A 23,612-nucleotide genomic window follows, 5' to 3' on the forward strand; every position below is an offset into this window, starting at 1 on the left:
CGCTGTCCACCACACCGGCAGCAGGCCAAACCCCGGGGCTCATGTGTGGGGTCCCAGGCCCTCAAATCGAGACTTAGTTTGCAGAGATGCCTTTGGGCGATAACGCCCGAAGCGGACATTTGCACCCGGTCAAGCGGACACATGGCGCGCGGGTCCGCGGTAGGGTCTTGTGCATAGAACCGCGACGGAGCCTTCTCATGTAGGCAGGGCCGTCGTCCTCGTCCGGTGACGGAGGATCCCCCGCGTTAAAACGGCCTTCCGCCCGCACCGCACTGAGAACGCGACCGATGCCGAACCCTTTCGAATCCAGCCTGCGTGCCGCCGCCGAGGGCCTCGTCGCGCTGGTGGCGGCCTGCAACCGGCTACGCCTGCCGCGGACGCCACACCCCTTCGTGGTCGGCGTGCACGCGCCGATGCGCGAGGAGCTGACCCTGTGGGACCTGCCCGCGACCGGGACGATCCCGGCGGAGCTCGACGGGCGCTACCTCAAGATGGGTGCCAACCCCGCTGGTGCGACGACGCGTGGCCACGACTGGTTCTTGGGCGACGGCATGGTGCACGGCCTCTGCATCGAGGGCGGCAAGGCCTTGTGGTACCGCAACCGCTGGATCGGCTCGCGGGCGGCCTCCGCAGCGCTCGGCCAACCCGCCGCCCCTGGGCCCCGCCGCGGCGACGACACTGTCAACACCAACGTCGTCGAGATCGGCGGCCGCCCCTTCGCCGTGGTCGAGGCCGGCAGCTACCCAGTCGCACTGTCCGAGGATTTGGAGACGCAGCGCTACGATCCGTTCGACGGCACGCTCGCCGGCTCCTTCAGCGGGCACCCGCACCGCGACCCGGAGACCGGGGAGACACATGCCATCGCCTATGACGGCCGCGTCTGGGACAGCGTGCGCCACGTTGTCGTCTCGACCGCGGGCCGGGTCGTGCGCGACGTGCCGATCCCGGTCGAGCACGGTCCCTGCATCCACGACTGCGCGATCACGGCGCGTTTCGTGGTTGTGCTGGACCTGCCCGTCACCTTCTCGATGAGGGCAGTGCTGGCCGGCCACCGTTTCCCGTTCCGTTGGAACCCCGCCCACCGCGCGCGCGTCGGCCTGCTCCCCCGGCACGGCACGGCCGCGGACATCGCGTGGTGTGCGGTCGAGCCGTGCTTCGTCTTCCACGTGGCCAATGCCTACGACGACGCGGACGGGCGGGTGGTCCTCGACGTCGTCGCCTACGAGAGGGTGTTCGCCTCGGCCGGTGGCGGCCTCGATACGCCGGGCCGGCTGGAGCGCTGGACCGCCGACCCCGCGACGGGGCGGGTCGACCGGCGCGTGATCGACCCCGCGGCCCAGGAGTTCCCCCGGATCGACGAGCGCCGTTTCGGGCGGCCCCACCGCTACGTCTACACGGGCTCAGTCCCCGCTGACGGCAACACGCAGCTCGCCGGCGCGACGCAGATCTACAAGCACGACTTGGCGACAGGCGGGCGACGCGTGCACGAATTCGGCGCCGACCGCGTCCCGGGGGAATTCGTGTTCGTACCGACGGGGCCGGAGGCCGGCGAGGACGAGGGGTGGCTCGTCGGGCTCGTCATCGACACGGCGAGCGACACGACGGACTTCACCGTCCTCGACGCGCGCGCGTTCGAGGCGCCGCCCGTCGCCACGGTCCGTCTCGGGCACCGGATCCCGCCGGGCTTCCACGGAAACTGGTTTCCGAATCATGGGGCCGAATGACGATCTCCAGTGACGCGAACGCCGACGCGCGCGTTCACGTGCCGCAGAACGTGCGGTAGTCCGCCCCGCCGCCCTCAGGCGCCTCGGCGTAGCGGGCATGGGCGGGCTGGTCGTCGTAGGGCCGCGACAGCACCGCCAACAGCTCGTCGAACGGGCCGAAGTCGCCTTGCTCGACCGCCGCCGCGATCATCGCCTCGACATGGTGGTTGCGCGGGATGAAGGCCGGGTTGACCGCGCGCATCGCTGACGCCGTCGCCGCGGGGTTCCGTCCCTCTTCATCCAACAGCTTCCGCCAGCGTACGTCCCAGGCGTCGTACTCGGTCGGGTCGATGAACAGGTCGCGCACCCCGACGTCCGCCTCCGGCCGCTCGGCCGCAACGCAAAGGCGGCGGAAGGTCAGGGTAAAATCCGCCCGGTTCTCCGCCATCCGCGCCAGCAAGTCGTCCGCGAGCGCGACGGCTCCGTCCCGATCCGCGGCCAGCCCGAGCTTGTGCGCAAGGCCATCGTGATACGCTTTCTCGAAGCGCGGGCCGAACCCGGCGAGCGCCGCCTCGGCCGCTTCGACCGCCGCCGCCTCGTCCTCGGCCAGCAGCGGCAGCAAGGTCTCGGCGAGACGGGTGAGGTTCCAAAGGGCGATCCCGGGCTGCTGGCCGTAGGCGTAGCGCCCGTGCGCATCGATCGAGCTGAAGCTCGTGCGCGGGTCGTAGGCGTCGAGGAAGGCGCAGGGACCGTAGTCGATCGTCTCGCCGGCCACCGACATGTTGTCGGTGTTCATCACCCCGTGGACGAAGCCGACCAGCAGCCAGGCCGCCACGAGGTCGGCTTGGCGGGCGACGACGCCGTCGAGCAGCGCCCGGTAGGGATGTTCCGCGGAGGATGCCGCGGGATAGTGCCGGGCGAGGGCGTGATCGGCGAGCGCCCGCACTGCTTCGGCATCGCCCCGGGCGGCGAAGTACTGGAAGGTGCCAACCCGGATGTGGCTAGCCGCCACGCGGGCGAGCACCGCCCCGGGCAGCCGGGTCTCACGCACGACCACCTCGCCCGTGGTAACCGCCGCCAGCGCGCGGGTTGTCGGGATGCCGAGCGCGGCCATGGCCTCACTTACGAGGTACTCGCGCAGCACCGGCCCGAGCGCCGCCCGGCCGTCGCCGCGGCGGGAGAATGGGGTCGGGCCCGCGCCCTTGAGCTGGATGTCGCGGCGCTGTCCATTACGATCGACGACCTCGCCGAGTAGTACAGCGCGTCCGTCACCGAGTTGCGGCACGAAGTTGCCGAACTGGTGCCCGGCGTAAGCCGTCGCGATCGGATCGGCGCCTTCTGGGACGCTGTTCCCCGCGAGCATCCCCACCCCAGCGGGGCCAGCGAGCCAATCCGGGTCAATTCCGAGGTTCGCCGCTAGCGCGCGGTTCAAACGGATCAGGCGCGGGCCTGCGACGGGTGTCGGAGCGCGGCGGGCATAGAAGCGGTCCGGCAAGCGGACGTAGCTGTTATCGAACGGGATCGTGGTCATGGTCGAGAGCTATGAGCGATTGCGCCGGCGGACAAGCGCCTTCTGGGGACCGGTCGGCCATCCGGGTGATGTCGGTTGGTTGGGGCATATGGAGCCGCGTTACTCGGTTACGCGCTACCCCGCCCGGCCTACGGGGCGCCCCCTTTCCCTCGCCACCGGAGGCGGCTGCAGGCGTCGAGAGCCCCCATCGGCGGTGTTGGGGCCCCGCCTTTGGGCCGAGATGGCTGGCCTGGGCCGTTGATGACGCTCTCAGGGGTATCGTTCTGATACCGGTGCCACCGAACCCTCGGGCTTCGGTCGCATCGGCTTCTCCCGGACGCGCGCTAGCTCACGGTCATGGATCGCATTTTCCCCATGATCCGCGCCGCCGGACTTGAACGTCTCGCCGCCTTCCTCAGAGATGTGAGGGCTGAGTATGCCGAGTCCCGCAATTTCGACCTGGGGCTCCAAGGGAGGTCCACGACCTCTACGCTCTCACCCTACTCCCGGCACCGTTGTCAGCTTGATGACATTCGTGCGGATGACCCGACCGAATGCTCCTTCATCGAGCGCGGAGCCCAACCGTTCCGCCAGTGGGCTGTTCGGGCGGGAACACGGTGCGAGGTAGAGGGCATCAATCGTGACCGTTCTGCCGTCGGTGAGCCGCCCCCCGACAAAGTATCGCCGCCGCCCGTGAGACCGACCAGCGGAGCGGGCTCGATCTCGATGCCCTATTGGACGAGCCGGGCACACGTTGCCTTGTCGGGTATGTCCCCGCCGTTCAGGTAGAGGGTCGTCGGTCCCCCCTCGGCGATCAGTAATGCTTGGTGAGCGGACAGTTTGCACGAAGCTTGCAGTCTGTCGGGGCCTTGAATGCGAAAATGAGGCTCACTGAGTGACCGATGGACGTGCAGGCAAGGTTGAATCGAGCACGCACTGGCGGACGCAGGAGATGTTCCTCCTTCAGGAGGTCATGAACCTGATCGGTAAAGGCATTCGCCTCGATCAGGTGGCCCGCGAGATGCTGCATCTGCTTTCCGAGATCGTCGGGCTCAACCGCGGACGCATCGTCCTGCAAGACCCAAACGGGGACGGCTATCGTATCGCGCACTCCTATGGCCTGACCCGCAAAGAGGTTGACCGAGGCAGATACACACTGGGCGAAGGCATTACCGGGCGCGTCATCCAGGATGGCCATCTCATCATCGTCCAGGACATCGACAAGGACCCGACCTTCCTCGGGCGGGCCGTCCAACGCACCACGCTTCCGCAAGGTGTCGTCTCGTTCCTGGCGCTTCCTATCCGGGTCGAGCAAAGAACGGTTGGTGCCATCGCCTGCCACCGAATCCGCCACCGTGAGAGGGCGCTCTCCGACGATCTCACCATCCTGCGCATCATCGCCACGTTGATCGGTCAGCTGCTGACCTTGAACGAGCGCGTCGAGGAGAAGACGCGCGCGCTCGAGGAACATAACGACATGCTTGCGCGTGAGCTTCGCATCAAGCGGGCTCGCTACGGCATCATCGGCACGTCGCCATCACTCCTGCGTGCCCTCGCTCAGGTCGAGAAGGTCGCGAACGCAACGGCGAGCGTCCTGCTGCTCGGCGATTCGGGAACCGGCAAGGAACTGTTCGCCCGGGCGCTCCATCTCGCCAGCCCGCGGCGGGGCAAGCCCTTCATTAAGGTCAATTGTGCGGCCATTCCCGAAACCCTCTTCGAATCCGAGCTGTTCGGCCATGAGCGTGGCGCGTTCACCGGCGCGGTCGACGCACGCGCGGGTTGGTTCGAGCAGGCGAGCGGCGGCACCATCTTTCTCGATGAGATCGGCGAGATGCCGGCGATCCTTCAGACCAAGCTGTTGCGAACCCTTCAGGAGGGCACCGTCGTGCGCCTCGGGGGCAAGCGCGAGATCCGGGTCGACATGCGCCTCGTGGCCGCGACGAACCGGGATCTCGCGGGAGACGTCGCACAGGGTCGCTTCCGCGAAGACTTGTTCTACCGCCTCAACGTCATCCCGATCACACTGCCGCCGCTCGCGGAGCGACGGGGCGATATTCCCGATCTCGTGCTGCATTTCCTGACGCGAGCGAACCAGGATAACCAGCGGAACGTCAACCTGACACAGGCCGCGATCGCGCATCTCGCTCGCCAGCAATGGCCGGGCAACATCCGGCAGCTCGCGAATTTCATCGAGCGAACGGTGCTGCTGTCAAGTGAGGGCGTCCTCGATGTGGACGACCTGCGGCCGATGCTCGGAGACGCCGCCCGGACGTCGATTGCCTTCCCCGGCTCCATGGAAAGGGACTCCCCGGCAGCACCAATGGCGACGATCCGCCCCTATCTGTCGGCCGACTCGCACGGACACGAACAATTGCGCCTCGCGCTCGCCCAGGCCGGAGGGAACAAGACCCGGGCCGCGCAGAGACTCGGCCTCACCGGGCGCCAGTTCTCCTACCGATGGAGGAAGCTCCAGCCCATGCCCTAAGCCCGATCGACAAAGTTCGACAATGTCGACACATTGTCGACATTAGCGGGGCGCGAACCCGGACGACTGATCCGAGCCCCCTACTAAGATACTGTCATATAAGGATTTTCGAAAAACTTGAGCGTGCGGTCGCCTTGGCACTGGCCTTGCTCATCTCTCCTCGATCCGGCCCCATAAACGCGTGGGGCACGTGCAGCAAGAGGAGCTACCCATGAGCGCCAGCGCCGCCCCGACAACCCTCAAGACCTACCTGCGTCCGATCGATCGCGACGGCCTCGCCAAGTTCGCCGAAAAGGGCCGCGCCAATCCCGGTTCACGCGGGACCAACAAGGTGCACACCGTCGTCGACGGCCAGTATCGAACCCTCAGCTATGTCGGCAATCACCAGCCGGTCGTCGTCGACGAGCCGTTGCACCTGTTCGGTGAGGATACCGCCCCGGCACCCGGCGAGATCGTGCTGTCGGCCCTCGGCGGCTGTCTTGCCGTCGGCATCACCGCCGTGGCGACGTGGAGGCAGGTGCGCCTGTCGCGCCTCGAACTCCACATCGAGGGCGACATCGGAAACCCGGCCGCCTGGGGCGCGGGCGGTGCCGAGAAGAAGCCGGAGGAGATGGGGTTCCAGGCGATCCGCGTCGCAGTGACCATCGAAGGCGACGCAACACGCGAGGAACTCGACGAGATCGTGCGCCACGCGAACGTCTATTCGCCGGTCGCCAACTCCATGCGCAACCCGATCCCCTTCGACATCGGCTTGGCCGACTGAAGCCGGAGGCGGGACCGGTCGGTCCCGCCCCGTCCGATCCCTTCTGAGGAGATTGCACGATGTCGAGCGCCCCCGCTCTTCGGCTGGCCGATGCCCCCATCGCGGTGGCGCCACGCTTCACGCGCTCCGCTTCCGATTGGACGGATGAGACCGTCCTCGTCGGAACGACGGCCATTGCGGAAGGTCCCTTGAGCGCGGCAGCGGCCAAGATCGACCATGGAGCCTACCCGCTCGACATCATGGCCGGGCTCGGTGGCGCGGGCGCTCTCGGCGTCCACCTCGACCGGCACGGCACCCGCATCGGCCTCTCCATCGCCGCCATGCAGGCGGCGAGCCGTGCCTGCGGTGCCACCGGCTTCCTGATGTGGTGCCAGAACGTCTGCGGCCTCTACGTGGAACAGTCAGGCAATCCCGCCCTGACGGGGACCATTCTCGACGACCATGCCGCGGGTCGCACCTTTGGCGGCACGGCCCTCTCCAACCCGATGAAGGCCTTTGCCGGAATCGAACCGATCCTGCTGCGCGCACGGCGCGTGCCCGGCGGTTACTGGGTCAACGGCATGCTGCCATGGGTCAGCCACATCGGACCGGGGCAGTATTGCGGCGCCATCGCGGGTGTCGTCGGCGCCGGCGACACGATCAGCCACGAGATCATGTTCCTGCTGCGCTGCGACCGCGCTGAGCTGCGGCCCTGTCCGCAATTCTCCGGCATGGAGGGCACCAGCACCTGGGGCTTGCGCCTGGACGAGTACTTCGTCAGCCAGGACGAGTTGATCGCCGATCCCGCCCGCCCCTTCATCGGCCGCATCCGAGCCGCCTTCATCCTACTTCAATGTGGCATGGGCCTCGGCGTCGCGGAGGGAAGCCTCGATTCCATGATCGCGGTCGAGGAGCCCCTCGGACACGTCAACCAGTTCCTCGACGACCGCCCCGGACAGATTGCGGCCGAACTCGCCGAACTCCGCACCCGAATCCTCGGGCTCGCCGAATCCCCCTATGACGGCTCGAACGACTACCTGATCGACGTGCTCGACGCCCGCGCGCAGACCTCCGAGCTCGCTCTCCGCGCCTCGCAATCCGCCCTGCTCCACCAGGGCGCACGCGGCTACCTGATGTCGGCCGCGCCCCAACGGCGTATCCGAGAAGCGCATTTCGTCGCCATCGTCACGCCCGCCATCAAGCATCTGCGCTGGGAGATGGCGCGCCTGTCGCGGGAGATCCTTCCGGCCGATACCCGCGAGGGAGGCCGGGCATGACCGCTCTCGCGCCGACCGACGGGCTCGGCCCCTGGAGACAGTTCCTCTGCCGGGCCTGCGGCCTGATCTACGACGAGGGCGAAGGCGATCCCGACAGTGGGCTGGCTCCCGGCACCCGCTTCGAGGACATCGCGGAGGATTGGGCCTGCCCGATCTGCGGCGTCACCAAATCGGATTTCGAGCCCTATCAACGGCGGGCATCCGTCGCGCCCGCGCCCGTTCCCCTCGTCCGGCAGCGTCGGCCGGGCGTGGTGATCGTCGGGGCCGGCGTGGCGGGCTGGAGCGTCGCCGCGGCGATCCGCGCCGAGGATGCGCAGGTTCCGATCACCCTGGTGACAGCCTGCAGCGGCGACGTCTACCACAAGCCGGAACTCTCGGTTGCGCTCGGACGCGGCATGTCACCGGACACCCTGCGCCGGGAGAGCGGCGCGACCGCGGCGGCCCGCCTCGGCCTGCATCTGATGCCCGACACGGTGGCGGTGGGCCTCTCGCCGGATCGGCATCGGCTGCGTACGACCCGTGGCACCCTGACCTACACGCAGCTCGTTCTCGCCCACGGCGCCAGAGCGGCGTTGCCGGCATGCCTCGATCCCACACTGTGCTGGCGCGTCAACGACCTCGCGGCATGGTCCGCCCTGCATGCCGAACTCGGGCGCGGCCCACGCACCGTGGCGGTAATCGGCGCCGGCATGGTCGGCTGCGAGCTTGCCGAGGATCTCACACGTGCCGGTCATGGCGTCACGCTCATCGGCACCGGAAGGCTTCCGCTGCCCGAACTCCTGCCCGCGATGGCCGGTCTTCGCCTCCTGGCGGGCCTGGAGCGCCTGGGCGTACGCTACCGTGCCAGCACCCTGGTAACTGGCCTGAGCCGCAGGCCGGACGGCCATGTCACACTCGCCCTCTCGGACGGCGGGGTCCTGGACGCCGCCACCGTGGTCGCGGCGACGGGCCTCGCCACGCCCTCGCGGCTCGTCCGTGGAGCCGGCCTCGCCTTCGAGCGTGGCATCGTCGTCGATCCGACGACGATGCGGACGAGCCAACCCGACATCTTCGCGCTCGGCGACTGCATCAGCATCGACGGCCAGCCCTGCCGCTTCATCGAGCCGGTCGCACGGCAAGCCGAGGCGATCGCGCATGCCATCGTCGGCCGGGCGCATCCGGGCTACGCGCACGCTACGCCCGTCATCCGCCTGAAGACGCGCTCCGCGCCGGTCGAACTGCACGGCATTCCGGTTCCGGGCGCCCCCTGGCATGTCGTTGAGGACACGGAACGCCGTCTCGCGATGGAGCAGCGGCACGATGGCGACATCATCGCCTGGCTCGCAGCCTGAGGAATCGGCGATGACGAGCGCCGTGCCCGCAACCGATCCCGTTCTCTCACAGGAGCACGAACAGGTGGCGGCGACCCTCTCGGGCACCGTTCCCCGACCTGTCGTGCAAGGCTTCTTCGACGAGCCAACGAACACGGCGATGCTCGCGGCGGCGGGCCTGATGTTCAAGCGGCGTTTCGTACCGGCCGCCGCGCGGATGGAGGTCACTCGGGAGAGTGTGCCCAAACTCGTCGGCTACGGGAGCGCCACGGGTCTGCTGTCGGGCTTCCTCGGCATCGGCGGCGGCTTCCTCATCGTTCCCGGGCTCGTCGCTGCCACCGGAATGCCGCTGGTGAGTGCCGTCGGCTGTTCCCTCGTGGTCATCACGGCCTTCGGAGTGACGACCGGGCTGAGCTACGCGCTGTCCCACCTCGTGGATTGGGCCCTCGTCCTGGCTTTCGTGGCCGGGGGAGCGGGAGGCGGCATCATCGGCCTTCGTCTTCGCTCCGCCTGTGTCGCCCGCAAGGGCGCGCTGGACACGGTGCTGGCCGCCATCATCGGAGGCGCGGGGCTGGTGATGCTGATGCGGTAGATCCGAGCGTAATGGGGGTGTTCGCCACCGGCCGACACCGCGAATGAAGACGATCCGCTCGCAGATCCGAACGAGTACTGGCCTTCGGCCGCTCTCCGGAAACAGACCTGCCGGCTCAGTTCTTGCTGAAAATTTCAGAGACGATCATCACCGGAGTTCGCGATGGCCCTGTTCGACAAGTATTACGGCTCACGACCTCGCCTGAACCGCCGTGGCTGCAGCTGCGGGGTGCATATGAGCCAGGTCGAGCACGAGGCGGCGCTCCCGACGGGCGACGCCGCTGTCCAGCGGATCGTCGAGGCGTCGATGATGCGTGCCGTATTCCCACGGGAAGCCGAGCGCCGCGCTTTCCTCCGGAGCGTCGGCGCAGCAACCGCCGCGGCGGCGATCAGCCAGTTCCTGCCGACGCGGTTCGTGGCCGAGGCCTTCGCGGAGGCCGGTAAGCCGGAGAAGACCGATCTCAAGGTCGGTTTCATTCCGATCACCTGCGCCACGCCGATCATCATGGCGAAACCCATGGGCTTCTACGAGAAGCAGGGCTTGAACGTGGAGGTCGTGAAGACCGCTGGCTGGGCGGTGATCCGCGACAAGACCCTGAACAAGGAATACGACGCTGCCCACATGCTGGCGCCGATGCCCATCGCGATGAGTTTGGGGCTAGGCTCGGCCCCGGTGCCCTTCGCGGTGCCGGCCATCGAGAACGTCAACGGCCAGGCGATCTGCCTGGCGATGAAGCACAGGGACAACCGCGACCCGAAGAACTGGAAAGGCATGAAGTTCGCCATTCCATTCGACTACTCGAACCACAATTACCTGCTGCGCTACTATCTGGCCGAGCACGGCATCGATCCCGACGTGGATGTGCAGCTGCGTTCGGTACCGCCGCCCGACATGGTCGCCAACCTGCGCGCCGACAATATTGACGGGTTCCTGGCACCCGACAACGTGGTCCAGCGCGCGGTCTATGACGGCGTCGGCTTCATCCATATCCTGTCGAAGGAGATCTGGGACGGGCATCCCTGCTGCGCCTTTTCGATCGCGCAGGATACGATCCAGCAGATGCCGAACACGACGGCGGCGTTGCTGCGGGCCATCATGGAAGCGACGGCGCACGCCTCCAAGCCCGAGAACCGCAAGGACATCGCCGCCGCCATCGCTCCGGCGAATTACCTGAACCAGCCCCAGACCGTCATCGAGCAGGTCCTCACCGGTACCTACGCGGATGGGCTCGGCGGCGTGAAGAAGGATCCGAAGCGCGTCGCCTTCGATCCCTTCCCGTACGAGAGCTTCGCGGTCTGGACGCTGACCCAGATGCAGCGCTGGGGTCAGATCAAGGGCGACGTCAACTACGCGGCCATCGCGAAGCAGGTCTACCTGGCCACCGACGCCATGCGCCTGATGCGGGAGGCTGGCCTCACGCCTCCGGAGGGCACCACGAAGACATTCGTGGTCATGGGCAAGACCTTTGACCCGGCCAAGCCCAAGGAATACCTCGACTCCTTCAAGATCAAGCGGGCGGGCTGAGCCAGTCCCACCCACAACTTAGCGCAAGCCATGAGGCAACCCAAGCTTGATATTAGGACTATAATCTTATAAAGTGAGTTTTGCTGCGGGCTGTTTCGCAGCTGACCGGATGCCCCCGATAACCCTGCTTTTGCGACCCCTACCGCCACCCGAGCCACATCGGCAGCAGGCGGGTGCATCCTTCCCCTCACACTCAACGCAAGGCGGCCTCCGGGCCGCCTTCGTCGTTTCCGGAGCCCTTCGATGACCCCGAACATCGCAACCAGCACCGCCACCGGCAAACCGCCCGGCCTGATCCTGTTCGGCCGCGACGAACGACACCGCCCTCACGCCTCTCGCTTTGCCGCCGGTGACAAGGTCGAGGCCGAGCGAGCCGCCGGGCTGATGGGCATGCATGTGCTCGAGATCAGCGACGACATCATGTACACCAAGGCCGCCGACGCGTTCGAGCTTCAATGGCGCGACTGGCCGGACGATGGGCTGATCACCCGGCATCGCAGCGAGCTGGGCTTGCTGCCACCCGGCGCGGTTCAGGGCGCGAAGCCAGGGGCATGAGCCGCTGGGCCCCCATCAGTGTCGAGGCGGATCTCGCATCGACCACCCGCACCGACCGCGTGCGTGTCCTCAACGATGCCTTCCGCCGGAGCTTTGCCGGGGGCCATGTGATGCTGTCGCGAGGGATCGCTACCCCGCCCGAGGAGCGCCGGCGCGAGGCGCTAGCGGCAGTGCAGTCGTTCGAAGCGTTCAGCGCCGCCGATGATCCGTATAGCGAGCACGATTTCGGCTCCTCGATCTCGCCGGGCAGCGGTGCTTTTGGAAGATAGACACCTACGACCGCGCCATGGTCGGGAACTCGCCTGACCAGGCCGACCCAGCGGTGACGGTGCGCGTGCTCACCATCATGCTGGCTCAGGAATCGCGGCCACCGTTTGCGCTGTGATCTATGGCCTACCGTCGATCATCGCCTTCCATCGGCTCCATCCCAACCGCCGGGTCATTCTGGCGGTCAACGGCCTGTTCGGCGGAACGCTCGTCGGCTGGGTCGTGGCACTGGTGTGAGCGCTTCACGCGGTGCATCGGCCGGATCAGCCCGACGCTTCGCAGGGCGGTGAGTCAGGGCTGAACCTGTTCGTCAACGACACTTATCGGGTCGCCCTCGTGGCGGCCCCTCACGTGGACGAGGGCGGGCTCGTGCGGCCCCTATCGACGGCCGATGCGGTGCGGGAGCTCGAACGCCTCGCCGATCTCCGCACCGCCGGCCACATGGACGACACCGAACACCGCACCCTGAAAAGCGCGGTGCTTCGAAAGATGTAGGGCGGATGGCTCCTATCGACCCAACCGCGCCGTTGCGAGCGCTTATCGTCAGTTTCGAAACGGACCTTTGCGTCTCTCGCCGTGAGCAAAACAGTGCCGCTCTCGGCTCACACAACACTCGGGCGAGGCACATCGACCGAGTTGAGCCGATTTGCGCTGGACGGCGCCCTGAAGCGAGCCATGTCGCGAACCGGGGGCATGCCGTACATGCGCGCGTATTCCCGGCTGAACTGGGATGCGCTCTCGTAGCCCACGGAGAAAGCGATGGCCGCAGCATCGCGGGGCTCGAACAGCAACAGCCGGCGCGCCTTCAAGAGGCGAAGCCGCTTCTGGTACTGGATCGGCGTCATTGCGGTGATCGCCTTGAAGTGGCGATAGAATGCCGCCACGCTCATCCCCGCCATCGTCGCAAGGACTTCGACGCGAAATGGCTCGGCATAGTGTGCCTGGATCCATTCGAGGGTCCGTCCGACCTGGGATAGTCGACTGTCCGGCCGACCGATTTGCCGGAGCAGGTCTCCCTGCGGCCCTTGAAGCACGCGAAACAGGATTTCGCGCTCGATCATTGGTGCCAACATGCCGATCTCGTTCGGTCGATCAACGAGGCGCATCAGCCGGAGCCAAGCGTCGATGAGTTCCGGCTCGGAGGCGGTGACCAAGAAGCAAGGACCGCATTTCGGCGACCGGGCATCGCCAAGGTCGTCGAGCATGTTCGCAATGATGCCCGGGTCCAAGGTTAGGCTGAGCGCGAGATACGGCTCCCCTGGTCTGTCAGACTCGATCTGCCCGATTGCGGGCACATCGACGGGGATCAGAAAGTACGTCGCCCGTTCGAAGCGTAGGATCTGATCCCCGACCGAGAGGCTCTTCGTCCCCTGCAGGACCATGTGGAGCATCGGCTCGTAGACCTGGTTCGAACAGGCCTCCGACCTGACCATCGACACACGGGGAAGCCCCGTTGGCGTCCACTTGTCCCCGGCGCGCATCACGATGGCGCGTAGTTCGTCCATCCCGTCCATCATGCCTCGTGAGCTAGCATCGGGTGATAGCCACCACAAGCGACTGAGAAGAATGGGCAAGGATGAGCGAGTAAACGGCACGCGGAAAATGGACCAACGACTTAGGTTCCGGTCGTCGACGGGGCCCCTTGGTTCCGGTGACGAAAGTCGTGAACCGTAGGAACAACCCATGAAGCTCGATGGAAAGATCGCCGTTGTCACCGGCGCCTCCAGTGGCATCGGCGCCGGCATCGCCAAGGCATTCGGTGCCGAGGGTGCAACCGTCGTCGTGAACTATGCGACCAGCCGGAAAGGGGCGGATGCTGTCGTCGCGGCCATTGAGGCGGGCGGCGGGAGGGCGGTCGCGATCCAGGCAGACATGAGCCAGTCCGCAGACGTCGCCCGCCTGTTCGACGCCGTGAAGGCCGACCACGGCCGGGTCGACATCCTCGTCAACAACGCCGGCATCGCTGTCTTCGAAATGGTCGCGGACATGACCGAGGAAGCCTTCCACCGGCAGTTCAATGTCAACGTGCTGGGCTACTTTTTGGCGATCCGGGAAGCGGTGAAGCACTTCGGCGAGACCGGCGGCAGCATCATCAACGTCAGCTCGATCCTCAGCTCCGACCCGTATCTCGCCTCCAGCGTCTATTCGGCGACGAAGGGCGCCGTCGACACGATGACGTTCGCCCTGGCCCGTGAGCTCGGACCGCGCGGGATCAGGGTCAACTCGATCCTGCCGGGCCATACGAACACGCCGGCCACCGTAGGGCATTTCGACGGTGCGTTCGGAGAAAAGCTCGTCGCCGGCACGCCGCTTGGTCGCTTCGGCGAGCCCGAAGACATCGCCCCGGTCGCGATTTTCCTGGCCTCGAACGATTCCCACTGGGTGACCGGAGAGGCCATCAGGGCCGCGGGCGGCGTACGCGGCGTCGGATATTAGCCGGCGCAATCCAGCCGATCCGACCTGAGTAGCGGCGTCCGGGGGGGAGCCCGACGCCGCGGATCATCAATCCCTCATCGAAGGATGCCGTCATGGCTATCTCGGACCGCGGGAGCGCACCTCCCACGTCGGGGCGGCGCTCGCTCGCCCTGCTCACGATCCTTTCGGCGCAGTTCATGCTCGCCATGGACTTGCTCATCGTCGTTGTGGCCTTGCCACGCATACAGGTGGACCTCGACTTCTCTCCTGCGGCCCTGACCTGGGTCCTCAACGCGTTCGGCCTCTCGTTCGGTGGCTTGCTGCTGCTGGGTGGCAGACTGGGTGACATGCTCGGACAGGTCCGAACCTTTCGGGCAGGCATCGCGGTGTTCGTGCTGGCCTCGCTGGTCGGAGGGCTCGCCGAGACCTCGGGCATCCTCGTCGCCGCACGCGTTTTCCAGGGGATCGGCGCCGCAATGGCAGGCCCGAGCGTTCTTGCCCTGGTCCTGGCGATGTCGCGCAATGCGACCGAGCAGGCGCGCGGAATGTCCCTTTTCATCGCCGTCTCGTCCGTCGGAGCCTCGGCGGGACTGATCCTTGGCGGCGTTTTGACCGAGTACGTTTCCTGGCGGTGGTCGCTGCTGATCAACGTACCGGTGGGTGCGATGGTCGTTGCGGTGATCGGGCGGCTGGTCGCCGAGACCCATCCCAAGGAGGCCAAGCTAGACATCGTCGGCGCCATCACGGCAACGTTGGGTTCCGTCGCCATTGTCTACGGCTTCATCAGCGCCGCCGAGAACGGCTGGTCATCGGCGGCCACGATCCTGTCCTTCGCGGCGGGGGCGCTCCTGTTCGTCGCCTTCGTTCGGTCGGCGGGCCGACATCCGCAGCCGTTGCTCGACCTCGACCTGCTGCGGGACCGTCCTCGGCTCGGGGGGCTGGCGGTGATGGCCCTCATCGTCGGTATGCACTTCTCCGTCCTGTTCACGCTGGCGCAGTACCTCCAGCAGGTCCTTGGCTACACGCCGCTCATCGCGGGGCTCGCCTGCCTGCCCCTGACGGCGACGGTGTTCGGCATCAGCCAGGTGGTACCGCGATTGATTGGGCAGTTCGGCACCCGTGCCCTGCTCATCAGCGGTAGCCTGCTGGTCTCGGCGAGCCTGCTCGGCTTCGCGCTGCTCGGAGATGCCGGGGCCTATTTCCCGGCCGTTCTGATCCCCCTCCTGGTCCACGCCGTCGGCATCGCCCTCGTCTTCGCGCCGGGCACCGTGGCGATCATGGAGGGCGTACCGGTCGATCACGCTGGGGCCGCGTCCGGCCTCCTGCAGATGGACCAACAGATCGGAGGGGCGCTCGGCATCGCGGTCATCACCGCGATCTACACCCTCGCCGTCGAGCCGGGGCGGTACGTCTCGGGCTTGCCGGCGGCCTTTGGAGCCGGGGCCGCGATTGCCTTCGTGGCGGCGATCATCGCATGGCGCGCTTTCCGTCCGAGGACGGCGACGAGGCCGGTGGCCGGATACCCCATCGCCAAGACCTCATAGGTCGGTGATGGAGGTATCGGCGATGCCCTGGGCGAACGCAGGCCCGAACACGGTGACTGGAGTCTGGAAGCCGGGACGATGATCGCCCGCCAGGACCCGCCGGGACGCCTCGACCGCGGCCTGCGGGGTATAGGAATAGCCGTTCGGGGTCTCGATCATCGAGCGAACCGTGCGGCCGTCGGCGCCGGTGACCTCGGCGACCGCACGGGCCCGGTTGGCGTCCCTCTCCTCCGCACTCGGACCGTCGGGCAGCGATACGAGATCACCCTGGGGGAACGCATCGCCCGGGACGTGGACGAACATCTCGATGTTGGGGATGCCGGTCGAGCGCCAAGCCGTCACCAGGTCGCCGAACGATAGCGGGACGCAATCCACCGGGCCGTCACCGAAGTCGAAGCTCCTGATCGCAGCATCTGCTTTCGGCATCAGGACACCATCGACGCGGGCCATCAGCCCCGCGCCGATGATCTCGCCCGCGCTCATCGCTGAGCCGCGCGACAGCGAGCCGGCCACCTGAAGCGCGATCCGCAAGCTCCGGGGCGTATCGACCCGCCCTGCCACGTGGGCTGCGAGGCAATCCGTGGTGACGACGTCCCATCCCACGCCGGGAAGCAGCATCGAACCGGCTCGTTCCGCGGAGTCGCCGAGCGCCTCGGCCAACCGGTAGACGTTGATCTCGGCCGTGATGTCGAGGTAGTGCACCCCGACCGCCATGCAGGCATGCATCAAGGGCTCGGCCGTCCTGGCGAAGGGGCCGGCGCAGTTCAGGAGCACGGTGAAACCGTGGAGGTGCGCTGGCAGGCTGGCCGGGTCGTCGAGCGTGAAGATGCGGCGCCCTACGCCTAGCTCGACCGAGGCCCTGGCCAGCTTCTCGGCATCGCGCCCGGCGATCTCGAAGTCGAGCCCGATGGCCTTCGCCCGCTCGGCGACGAGCTGGCCGGTGTATCCCGTAGCGCCATAGATCAGCAGCTTGGTCATGGGTGCGTTCCTATTCGCGGCCACCGACCGAGGTCGGCGCGTATGTCGGATCGACGGAGTCTTCAGGGCGAGATCCGCTGCCAGGCCTTGTGGACGAACTCCAGGCCGTAGCCGTCCGGGTCGAACACGTTGGCGGCGTAGTAGCGGGGGTCGTAGTGGAGGCGTGCCGCCGGCGCGCCATTGTCGGTCGCCCCCGCCGCCATCGCGGCGGCATAGGCTGCGTCGACCTCCGCGTGGGACTTGGCGACAAGGCCGATGTGCGCGGCTCGGCCTTCGACGATGCCGGGACGCAGCCAGAGGAAGATCCGGCCGTTGCAGCCAAAACCCTTGAGGTCGGGATGCCCTGGTGGGCCGTCCGCACCGTCGTAGTCGACGCGGTCGTTGATCCCCAGAGGAGCAAGGGCCGCCGTGTAGAAGGCAATCGACCGATCCAGGTCGCTAACCGATAGGAAGACGTGATCGAGCATGGGGTTTCCCGGCGATACGAGGTGAGGCGGATCAGATGACGTATCCGCCGGCGACCTCGATTGTCTGGGCGTTCACCCAGGCATTGTCGTCGGAGAGCAGGCTGGCGATCATCCGGCCGATGTCATCGGGCTCCCCAACGCGGCCGAGTGCGGTCTGCCCGGCGAGCAGAGCCTCGAACTCATCGTTCAGCCCGCCGCCGAGGTCGGTGCGGATGGCACCGGGCGACACGGCATTGGCGCGCAGGCCGCGGTGGCCGAACTCCTTGGCCATGTAGCGCGTCAACACCTCAAGCCCGCCCTTGAAGGCGGCGTAGGGTGCCACGCCGACTGTCGCGACGCGGCTTGTCGCGCTGGTCACGTTGACGATGTGCCCACCCCTGGCGAACAGCGGCAGCAGTGCCTGGGTGAGGAAGAACGGCCCCTTCATGTGGACGTTGAACAATCCGTCGAATTCAGCTTCCGTGACCGATTCAATCGGATTGTAGACGCCGTAGCCGGCATTGTTGACGAGATGGTCGAATTCGGTACGCCCCCATGTCGTCGCGAGCGCTGCCGTGACATCGTCCCGGAAGGCGGCGAAGCTTGCGATGTCCGCGACGTCGAGCTTCATCGCGATGGCCTTGCCGCCATCGGCCTCGATCATGCGCACCACTTCCTGCGCGCTGTCCGGATGGGTGTTGTAGGTCAGGATGACACCTGTACCGCGCTTGGCGCAGTGAAGGGCTGCACTTCGGCCGAGGCCGCGGCTTGCGCCAGTGATGACTGCGATCTTCATGGTCTGGTCCCGTGTTTTTCCCGTGGCTCCTTTCTACCGCCGACCCGCCTGTCGGATCGCGCCCGATCCTGTCGGGCTCTTGCCTGTTCCTGCTTTCCGCCTTGCGCGTGGAGGTGGCGCCTGCGAGCTCTCCCCTATGGATAATCGCCTTGTCGAACTACGCGCCTTGGCATCGGGCGCGGGGAAAACCCGGACGGAGACTGGGATACCGCGGGTGGCGATGGTGCAGGGGAAGGTCCCCGAACACGAGTTGGCCGCCGTCTACGACCCGATGGTCAACCTCATCCTCCAGGGTCGCAAATTGATGACAATCGGTGACCGGACCCTGGAGTACGACCCGGCGAGCTACTTCGTGATGTCCATCGACCTGCCGGCCGTCGGGGCGATCCATGCGGCCGAGACGGGCGAGGCCTACCTTGCCGTGAGCCTGACGATAGATCCGTCAGTCGTGGCCGACGTTCTGGCGTGCGCGCCCCCGATGACTGCCCCGCCCGTCGCGACCCATGCTTTTTCGGTCGCCTCGGTGACGCCCGAGTTGCTCGACGCCTTCGTGCGGATGCTGCGCCTGATGCACGCCCCTTCCGACATTCCGGTCCTCGCGCCTGCCTACGAGCGCGAGATCCTCTACCGTGTCCTCCAGGGGCCGCATGGCGGCATGCTGCGCGACATCGCCATGCCAGACACAGCCCTGTCCCGCATGCGCCAGGCGATCCAATGGATACGCGCCAACTTCCGTGGGCCGATGCGCGTCGAGACCCTTGCTGAAATGGCGGCGATGAGCGCGTCGGCCTTCCATCGGCATTTCAAAGCGGCGACCGCAATGAGCCCGCTACAGTTCCAGAAGCGTATCCGCCTGCTTCAGGCGCGTACGCTCTTGATCGCGGGCGCGGGGAGCACCGCCGCGGTCGCGTTCGAGGTGGGGTACGAGAGCGCCTCTCAGTTCAGCCGCGAATACGCCCGCTTTTTCGGCCTGCCGCCGACGCGGGATGCCCTGAAAGTTCAAGGCGATCTGGGGCGCCTGACCTGACACCCGGCACGTCGCAATACGGAACGGACAAGTGGCGGCGGCGCCTAGATGCCCGCCCCCCCAGTCCCTCAAGCCCCCAGGATCGTATCAATGGACCAACTCCTTGCCATGCGGGTCTTCGTTCGAATCGCGGACGCCCGGTCCTTTGCGAAGGCCGCCGATACCTCGACCTGCCGCGCTCCTCGGTCAGTAAGCTCCTCCAGGACCTCGAGCAGCACCTCGGCACGAAACTCGTAGAACGCAGCACGCGCGCCCTGACCATCACCCCGGAGGGCGAGGCCTACCGGGATCTTGCCCTTGGCCTTCTCGCCGATCTCGACGCGATGGATGCGGCCGCGGGGCAGGCACGATCCAGCCCGCGCGGCAGGTTGCGCGTCGATGTTGGTTCATCGCTGGCCAACCTCGTCATCATTTATCTTGGCGAGGGGGGGCTCGATGTGGGGCGATGGTCGACCGAGCTTCATGGTGACCCAGCCGCGCGACGGTAAACCCGCCAGCGTCGGAAACGGCGTGACCATCAGCTTCGAGGCGCCGGATCATCACGCCGTTCACGCTTTCCATGAGGCCGCCCTCGCGTTGGGGTCGCCGGATGAAGGTGCCGCCGGGCCGCGTGCATGGGCGCCCAGATCAGTCGCCGCCTATACGCGTGATCCCGATGGCAACGAGCTGGCGGTCTACGGCTATCAGGCCGAAAGCCTGGGCATGAGCGGCTAGTCGATAAATTCGTCCGATGCCTGTAGTTCGTCCTCGTATGCGTACACGAATGGTCGGAGCGTTGGAGCTCAACGCTCAGGGGCGAGAGGGGCGGGATGACTGTGTCTGCTTTACTGACTTGCCTCCACAAAGCAGACCAGCAGAAATCCACCCATGAGGGACATGGCGATGGCCTTGATACATCCGGTCGGTTAGGACCCGCGTAGCACCCGATAAAGATGCGGGCCATAGTTTGTAACCTCAAGCTTTAGGCCCGAGGCTACCTTGTCACAAATAGCCGGTGTCAGCCCAGATGTTACGATAGCCTGTGCCCGCAATGTTACGTTACGCCAGGGTATGCCTTAGTGTGACAGCCTTAAGCATACTGCCAGCGTACGCTTTGCGCCACGACGAGCACGGTCTCGCCCTGCTCGGATCGCCTGAGGGTGGGGCGCTTCGCATCAGGGCCGTCAATGTCCACTTCGCCATAGCGGCGCGGGAGGTAGAGGCACACCGTCGTGCCTTGCCCGACTTCGGAAGAGATCCTGACCTGCCCACCCGACTGCTGCGCGAACCCGTAGATCATCGACAGCCCGAAGCCCGTACCTTCCCCGATGGGCTTGGTCGTGAAGAACGGCTCGAACACCCGCGCGATGACCTCCGGCGTCATGCCGGTGCCGGTATCACTCACGCAGAGCGACAGGCACTGGCCCTCCGGGATCTCGTGCTTGCGCGCGGCCCGATCACCGGACAGGTTGGGGGAACGTTGAGGCACGACTACGCGACCAAAGGAGTCATCTGCGTGGTCGAGGCGCCGTTGCGGGGATTCCAGAAAAGTATCTGAGCAGATCGACGAGGGGCGATCTGGCTGAGCGCGCATCACTTCGCATGATGTATGGCGTCTCGCCCGAAGTCCTCGCGCGCAACACAATCCCACGCTAACCCGGCAGGCATGCAACCCGTGATCCTTCCGGAACCCGAAACCCTGTCCCGCGACCAACTTGAAGCTGAGGTGCGCAACCTGCGCGCCCAGTCGGCCTCGCTCGCCCAGATGTTCGAGCAAGCCCCGAGCTTTATTGCCCTGCTGACCGGACCGGAGCATCGTTTCGCGCTGACAAACGCCGCCTACCAAAGGGCCATCGACCACCGCGACGTGGGCGGGTGCACCGCTGCCGAGGCTCTGCCGGACGCGGCCGCCCAAGGCTACGTCGACCTGCTCGACGAAGTATTCCGCTCGGGCAATGCACATCGGGCAACGGGTGCCAGGTACGACGTCCAGGCCGTGCCGGGCGGTCCGATCAACGAGCGCTACCTCGATTTCATCTACCAACCGATCACCGACGCGTTCGGGGGCATCAGCGGCATCTTCGTGGAAGGGCACGACGTCACGGAGCGTACCCTCGCTGAGATCGCTCTGCGGGAGAATGACGCGCGCTACCGAACCCTGTTCGAGAGCATCGAAGTCGGGTTCTGCATTGTCGAGATGAAATTCGAGGGTGCCCGGGCCGTCGATTACCGTATCCTTGAGGCCAACCCCGCCTTCGTGCGGCAGACGGGCGCTGACGTCGCCGGCAGGTGGGTGAGCGAGTTCGCGCCCAACCTTGAGCGGTACTGGTTCGACACCTATGGGGGTGTCGCGCTGACCGGCGAGCCGGCGCATTTCGAGCACTACGCCGACGTATTCGGGCGTTGGTTTGACGTGCGCGCCTTACGGATGGGCGATCCCGCCGCGAACCACGTTGCCATCTTTTTCTCCGACATCACCGAGCGGCGCACCGTCGAGAAGCGCGCCGAGGCGGGCGAGCGCGAACTCCGCTTGATTACGGATGCGTTGCCGGTCCTGATCTCCTTCATTGGCGCCGACCACGTCTATCGCTTTGCCAACAGGGCCTATGACGATTGGTTCTCGATGCCCGCAGCGGAAATCGTCGGGCGGGACGTAAGGGACCTTCTTGGGCCGGACGCATACGCGGCGCGCAAGCCGCACATGGATCGCGCCCTGGCAGGCGAGGCGGTCACCTTCGAACTCGATTGGCCGCGCCGCGACGGGGAGCCCCGCATCGCCGAAATCCGCTACTTGCCGCGCTGCACCGCGGACGGGACCGTCGACGGCTTCCACGTGTTCGTTCACGACGTCACCGCCCGAAAGCGGACCGAGGCCGACCTCGCGCGTCAGGTTGCTGCCCGTACGGCGGAGCGGGATCAGGTCTGGCAGGCGTCGTCGGACATGCTCTGCGTGGCCAACCTCGACGGCTACTTCGTCAGCCTGAACCCGGCCTGGCCGGCGACGCTCGGCTGGAGCGAGGAGGAGATGCGGGCACGGCCCTTCATCGATTTCGTGCACCCCGACGACGTCGCTTCCACCCTGGCCGCCGCGACCGGCCTTGCGGACGGCGAGCCGCAGATCACCTTCGAGAACCGCTATCGACACAAGGACGGCGGCGACGTCTGGCTGTCCTGGAACGCGGTACCGCGCGATGGGCTGATCTACGCCTCCGTCCGGAACGTGACCGAGATCAAACGCCAGGCCGAGGCGCTCCGCCTAACCGAGGAGGCCCTGCGCCAGAGCCAGAAGATGGAAGCGGTAGGGCAGCTCACGGGAGGGCTAGCGCATGACTTCAACAACCTGCTCGCCGGCATCTCGGGATCGCTGGAACTGATGCAGACCAGGATGGCGCAGGGCCGCCTCACGGAGATCGACCGATACATGACGGTGGCACAGGGGGCGGCCAAGCGCGCCGCCGCCCTGACACACCGCCTCCTGGCCTTCTCGCGCCGCCAGACCCTCGATCCCAAGCCCACCAACGTGAACCGTCTCGTCACGGACATGGAGGAGTTGATCCGCCGCACGGTCGGGCCGGCCATCCACCTGGAGGTCGTCGGCCTGTCGGGAATCTGGCCGGCATTGATCGACCCGGGCCAGCTTGAGAACGCGTTGCTGAACCTGTGCATCAACGCCCGGGACGCCATGCCTGATGGCGGTCGCATCACCATCGAGACGGCCAACAAGTGGATGGACGAAACCGGAGCCCGCCGACACGACATGCCGCCCGGCCAGTACCTCAGCCTGTCCGTCAGCGACACCGGCACGGGCATGTCGACTGACCTGCTGGCTAAGGTGTTCGAGCCGTTCTTCACCACCAAGCCGCTTGGCGAGGGCACGGGACTCGGCCTTTCGATGGTCTACGGATTCGCGCGCCAATCCGGTGGTCAGGTCCGCATTTACTCCGAGGTCGGAGAGGGCACCACGGTCTGCCTCTACCTGCCGCGCCACTACGGCGAAGCCGACGAGGCCGACGTCGCCCGACGGCTTGCCGAGGTCGGGCGTGCCGGCCAGGGCGAGACGGTGCTGATCGTCGACGACGAGCCCTCGGTGCGGATGCTGGTCACTGAGGTGCTGGAGGATCTGGGTTACACGGCCATCGAGGCCGCCGACAGCGTTTCCGGACTGAAAGTGCTGCTGTCAGACGTCCGCATCGACCTGCTGGTCACGGATGTCGGCCTGCCGGGCGGGATGAACGGGCGCCAGATGGCCGACGCGGCGCGCGAGCGTCGGCCTGACCTGAAGGTGCTGTTCATTACCGGCTACGCCGAGAACGCCGTTCTCGGAAACGGACACCTCCGGCCCGGGATGCAGGTGCTGACCAAGCCTTTCGTGCTGGAAACCCTTGCCACGCGGATCAAGGATCTCATTACCTTACGTTGAGCGGCTTCTACGACGCAGCCTTAGGCACGGCCTCGTATCCAA

21 protein-coding genes and 2 pseudogenes are annotated in these 23,612 nt (G+C 66.5%); 17 read left to right on the top strand and 6 right to left on the bottom strand.

Annotated features, from left to right (window positions below; all coding sequences use genetic code 11):
- Positions 1-287 precede the first annotated feature (287 nt).
- Positions 288-1,724, top strand: a complete 1,437-nt coding sequence (locus K368_RS0115540) for a carotenoid oxygenase family protein (protein ID WP_027173136.1) — start codon at positions 288-290, stop codon at positions 1,722-1,724.
- A gap of 34 nt (positions 1,725-1,758) precedes the next feature.
- Here the strand turns inward: K368_RS0115540 and K368_RS0115545 are convergent, their stop codons facing one another.
- Positions 1,759-3,234 carry a protein adenylyltransferase SelO gene (locus K368_RS0115545; protein WP_027173137.1) on the bottom strand — a complete coding sequence of 492 codons (1,476 nt, stop codon included), beginning with the start codon at positions 3,232-3,234 and terminating at the stop codon, positions 1,759-1,761.
- 931 nt (positions 3,235-4,165) lie between these two features.
- Here K368_RS0115545 and K368_RS0115550 point away from each other — a divergent pair.
- The 10 genes and pseudogenes from K368_RS0115550 to K368_RS0115595 all read left to right on the top strand — a co-directional run bounded on the left by K368_RS0115550 (position 4,166) and on the right by K368_RS0115595 (position 12,460).
- The gene (locus tag K368_RS0115550; RefSeq protein ID WP_051439889.1) at positions 4,166-5,698 is read left to right on the top strand and encodes a sigma-54-dependent Fis family transcriptional regulator; all 1,533 of its coding nucleotides are present in this window, start codon (positions 4,166-4,168) and stop codon (positions 5,696-5,698) included.
- Between the two features lie 211 nt (positions 5,699-5,909).
- Positions 5,910-6,461: an OsmC family protein gene (locus K368_RS0115555; RefSeq protein ID WP_027173139.1), complete on the top strand. Its 552-nt coding sequence runs from the start codon at positions 5,910-5,912 to the stop codon at positions 6,459-6,461.
- A gap of 59 nt (positions 6,462-6,520) precedes the next feature.
- Positions 6,521-7,717: an acyl-CoA dehydrogenase family protein gene (locus K368_RS0115560; protein ID WP_027173140.1), complete on the top strand. Its 1,197-nt coding sequence runs from the start codon at positions 6,521-6,523 to the stop codon at positions 7,715-7,717.
- A complete protein-coding gene (locus K368_RS0115565; RefSeq protein WP_027173141.1) occupies positions 7,714-9,048 on the top strand; it encodes an FAD-dependent oxidoreductase in 1,335 nt (444 codons plus the stop codon). Before K368_RS0115560 ends, K368_RS0115565 begins: the two co-directional genes overlap by 4 nt.
- Positions 9,049-9,058: 10 nt before the next feature.
- Positions 9,059-9,619, top strand: a complete 561-nt coding sequence (locus K368_RS24750) for a sulfite exporter TauE/SafE family protein (protein ID WP_348625536.1) — start codon at positions 9,059-9,061, stop codon at positions 9,617-9,619.
- A gap of 162 nt (positions 9,620-9,781) precedes the next feature.
- Positions 9,782-11,143: a CmpA/NrtA family ABC transporter substrate-binding protein gene (locus K368_RS0115575; protein WP_027173142.1), complete on the top strand. Its 1,362-nt coding sequence runs from the start codon at positions 9,782-9,784 to the stop codon at positions 11,141-11,143.
- A 243-nt stretch (positions 11,144-11,386) separates the two neighbouring features.
- Positions 11,387-11,698, top strand: a complete 312-nt coding sequence (locus tag K368_RS0115580) for a hypothetical protein (RefSeq protein ID WP_027173143.1) — start codon at positions 11,387-11,389, stop codon at positions 11,696-11,698.
- Positions 11,699-11,808: 110 nt separating this feature from the next.
- Positions 11,809-12,083 (top strand): annotated as a pseudogene (locus tag K368_RS24755) (DUF3768 domain-containing protein).
- Complete coding sequence (locus K368_RS26075; RefSeq protein WP_197031021.1) at positions 12,080-12,202, top strand: superinfection immunity protein; 123 nt, start codon at positions 12,080-12,082, stop codon at positions 12,200-12,202. The pseudogene K368_RS24755 and the gene K368_RS26075 overlap by 4 nt, the downstream one beginning before the upstream one ends.
- Before the next feature lie 12 nt (positions 12,203-12,214).
- Positions 12,215-12,460, top strand: a complete 246-nt coding sequence (locus K368_RS0115595; protein ID WP_027173144.1) for a hypothetical protein — start codon at positions 12,215-12,217, stop codon at positions 12,458-12,460.
- Positions 12,461-12,567: 107 nt separating this feature from the next.
- On the opposite strand, the gene K368_RS0115600 is transcribed toward K368_RS0115595, so the two are convergent.
- Positions 12,568-13,680, bottom strand: coding sequence for an AraC family transcriptional regulator (locus K368_RS0115600; RefSeq protein ID WP_348625537.1), 1,113 nt, complete (start codon positions 13,678-13,680; stop codon positions 12,568-12,570).
- Between K368_RS0115600 and K368_RS0115605 the strand changes: the two genes are divergently transcribed.
- Together K368_RS0115605 and K368_RS24760 are read left to right on the top strand one after the other, a co-directional pair.
- Positions 13,649-14,401, top strand: coding sequence for a glucose 1-dehydrogenase (locus K368_RS0115605; RefSeq protein WP_027173146.1), 753 nt, complete (start codon positions 13,649-13,651; stop codon positions 14,399-14,401). The two genes, K368_RS0115600 and K368_RS0115605, sit on opposite strands and share 32 nt — an antisense overlap.
- A gap of 92 nt (positions 14,402-14,493) precedes the next feature.
- Positions 14,494-15,924 (top strand): MFS transporter, encoded by a 1,431-nt coding sequence (locus tag K368_RS24760; protein ID WP_051439890.1) that lies wholly within the window; start codon positions 14,494-14,496, stop codon positions 15,922-15,924.
- Here the strand turns inward: K368_RS24760 and K368_RS0115615 are convergent.
- The 3 genes from K368_RS0115615 to K368_RS0115625 form a co-directional block, all read right to left on the bottom strand.
- Entirely contained in the window at positions 15,919-16,902 is a 984-nt protein-coding gene (locus tag K368_RS0115615; protein ID WP_027173147.1) for a saccharopine dehydrogenase NADP-binding domain-containing protein, read from the bottom strand. The two genes, K368_RS24760 and K368_RS0115615, sit on opposite strands and share 6 nt — an antisense overlap.
- Positions 16,903-16,964: 62 nt before the next feature.
- Positions 16,965-17,369, bottom strand: a complete 405-nt coding sequence (locus K368_RS0115620; RefSeq protein ID WP_027173148.1) for a VOC family protein — start codon at positions 17,367-17,369, stop codon at positions 16,965-16,967.
- 31 nt (positions 17,370-17,400) lie between these two features.
- Entirely contained in the window at positions 17,401-18,144 is a 744-nt protein-coding gene (locus K368_RS0115625) for an SDR family oxidoreductase (RefSeq protein WP_027173149.1), read from the bottom strand.
- A 136-nt stretch (positions 18,145-18,280) separates the two neighbouring features.
- Here K368_RS0115625 and K368_RS0115630 point away from each other — a divergent pair, with 136 nt between their 5' ends.
- The 3 genes from K368_RS0115630 to K368_RS24765 all read left to right on the top strand — a co-directional run bounded on the left by K368_RS0115630 (position 18,281) and on the right by K368_RS24765 (position 19,885).
- Positions 18,281-19,171, top strand: coding sequence for an AraC family transcriptional regulator (locus tag K368_RS0115630; protein ID WP_027173150.1), 891 nt, complete (start codon positions 18,281-18,283; stop codon positions 19,169-19,171).
- Between the two features lie 170 nt (positions 19,172-19,341).
- Positions 19,342-19,659: a LysR family transcriptional regulator gene (locus K368_RS26080; RefSeq protein WP_245259693.1), complete on the top strand. Its 318-nt coding sequence runs from the start codon at positions 19,342-19,344 to the stop codon at positions 19,657-19,659.
- A complete protein-coding gene (locus K368_RS24765) occupies positions 19,634-19,885 on the top strand; it encodes a hypothetical protein (RefSeq protein ID WP_051439891.1) in 252 nt (83 codons plus the stop codon). Before K368_RS26080 ends, K368_RS24765 begins: the two co-directional genes overlap by 26 nt.
- Before the next feature lie 385 nt (positions 19,886-20,270).
- Here K368_RS24765 and K368_RS26085 read toward each other — a convergent pair.
- Positions 20,271-20,609, bottom strand: a pseudogene (locus K368_RS26085) (ATP-binding protein); the annotation flags it as partial.
- Positions 20,610-20,825: 216 nt separating this feature from the next.
- Between K368_RS26085 and K368_RS26090 the strand changes: the two are divergent.
- Positions 20,826-23,570 (top strand): PAS domain-containing protein, encoded by a 2,745-nt coding sequence (locus K368_RS26090; protein ID WP_245259588.1) that lies wholly within the window; start codon positions 20,826-20,828, stop codon positions 23,568-23,570.
- Positions 23,571-23,612 lie beyond the last annotated feature (42 nt).

The organism is Methylobacterium sp. 10 (genome assembly GCF_000519085.1).
Lineage (GTDB): Bacteria > Pseudomonadota > Alphaproteobacteria > Rhizobiales > Beijerinckiaceae > Methylobacterium.

Coding starts and splice junctions, on each gene's coding strand:
- K368_RS0115540 (WP_027173136.1), top strand. CDS start 288: ATGCCGAACCCTTTCGAATCCAGCCTGCGTGCCGCCGCCGAGGGCCTC.
- K368_RS0115545 (WP_027173137.1), bottom strand. CDS start 3,234: ATGACCACGATCCCGTTCGATAACAGCTACGTCCGCTTGCCGGACCGC.
- K368_RS0115550 (WP_051439889.1), top strand. CDS start 4,166: ATGTTCCTCCTTCAGGAGGTCATGAACCTGATCGGTAAAGGCATTCGC.
- K368_RS0115555 (WP_027173139.1), top strand. CDS start 5,910: ATGAGCGCCAGCGCCGCCCCGACAACCCTCAAGACCTACCTGCGTCCG.
- K368_RS0115560 (WP_027173140.1), top strand. CDS start 6,521: ATGTCGAGCGCCCCCGCTCTTCGGCTGGCCGATGCCCCCATCGCGGTG.
- K368_RS0115565 (WP_027173141.1), top strand. CDS start 7,714: ATGACCGCTCTCGCGCCGACCGACGGGCTCGGCCCCTGGAGACAGTTC.
- K368_RS24750 (WP_348625536.1), top strand. CDS start 9,059: ATGACGAGCGCCGTGCCCGCAACCGATCCCGTTCTCTCACAGGAGCAC.
- K368_RS0115575 (WP_027173142.1), top strand. CDS start 9,782: ATGGCCCTGTTCGACAAGTATTACGGCTCACGACCTCGCCTGAACCGC.
- K368_RS0115580 (WP_027173143.1), top strand. CDS start 11,387: ATGACCCCGAACATCGCAACCAGCACCGCCACCGGCAAACCGCCCGGC.
- K368_RS0115605 (WP_027173146.1), top strand. CDS start 13,649: ATGAAGCTCGATGGAAAGATCGCCGTTGTCACCGGCGCCTCCAGTGGC.
- K368_RS24760 (WP_051439890.1), top strand. CDS start 14,494: ATGGCTATCTCGGACCGCGGGAGCGCACCTCCCACGTCGGGGCGGCGC.
- K368_RS0115615 (WP_027173147.1), bottom strand. CDS start 16,902: ATGACCAAGCTGCTGATCTATGGCGCTACGGGATACACCGGCCAGCTC.
- K368_RS0115620 (WP_027173148.1), bottom strand. CDS start 17,369: ATGCTCGATCACGTCTTCCTATCGGTTAGCGACCTGGATCGGTCGATT.
- K368_RS0115625 (WP_027173149.1), bottom strand. CDS start 18,144: ATGAAGATCGCAGTCATCACTGGCGCAAGCCGCGGCCTCGGCCGAAGT.
- K368_RS0115630 (WP_027173150.1), top strand. CDS start 18,281: ATGGATAATCGCCTTGTCGAACTACGCGCCTTGGCATCGGGCGCGGGG.
- K368_RS24765 (WP_051439891.1), top strand. CDS start 19,634: ATGGTGACCCAGCCGCGCGACGGTAAACCCGCCAGCGTCGGAAACGGC.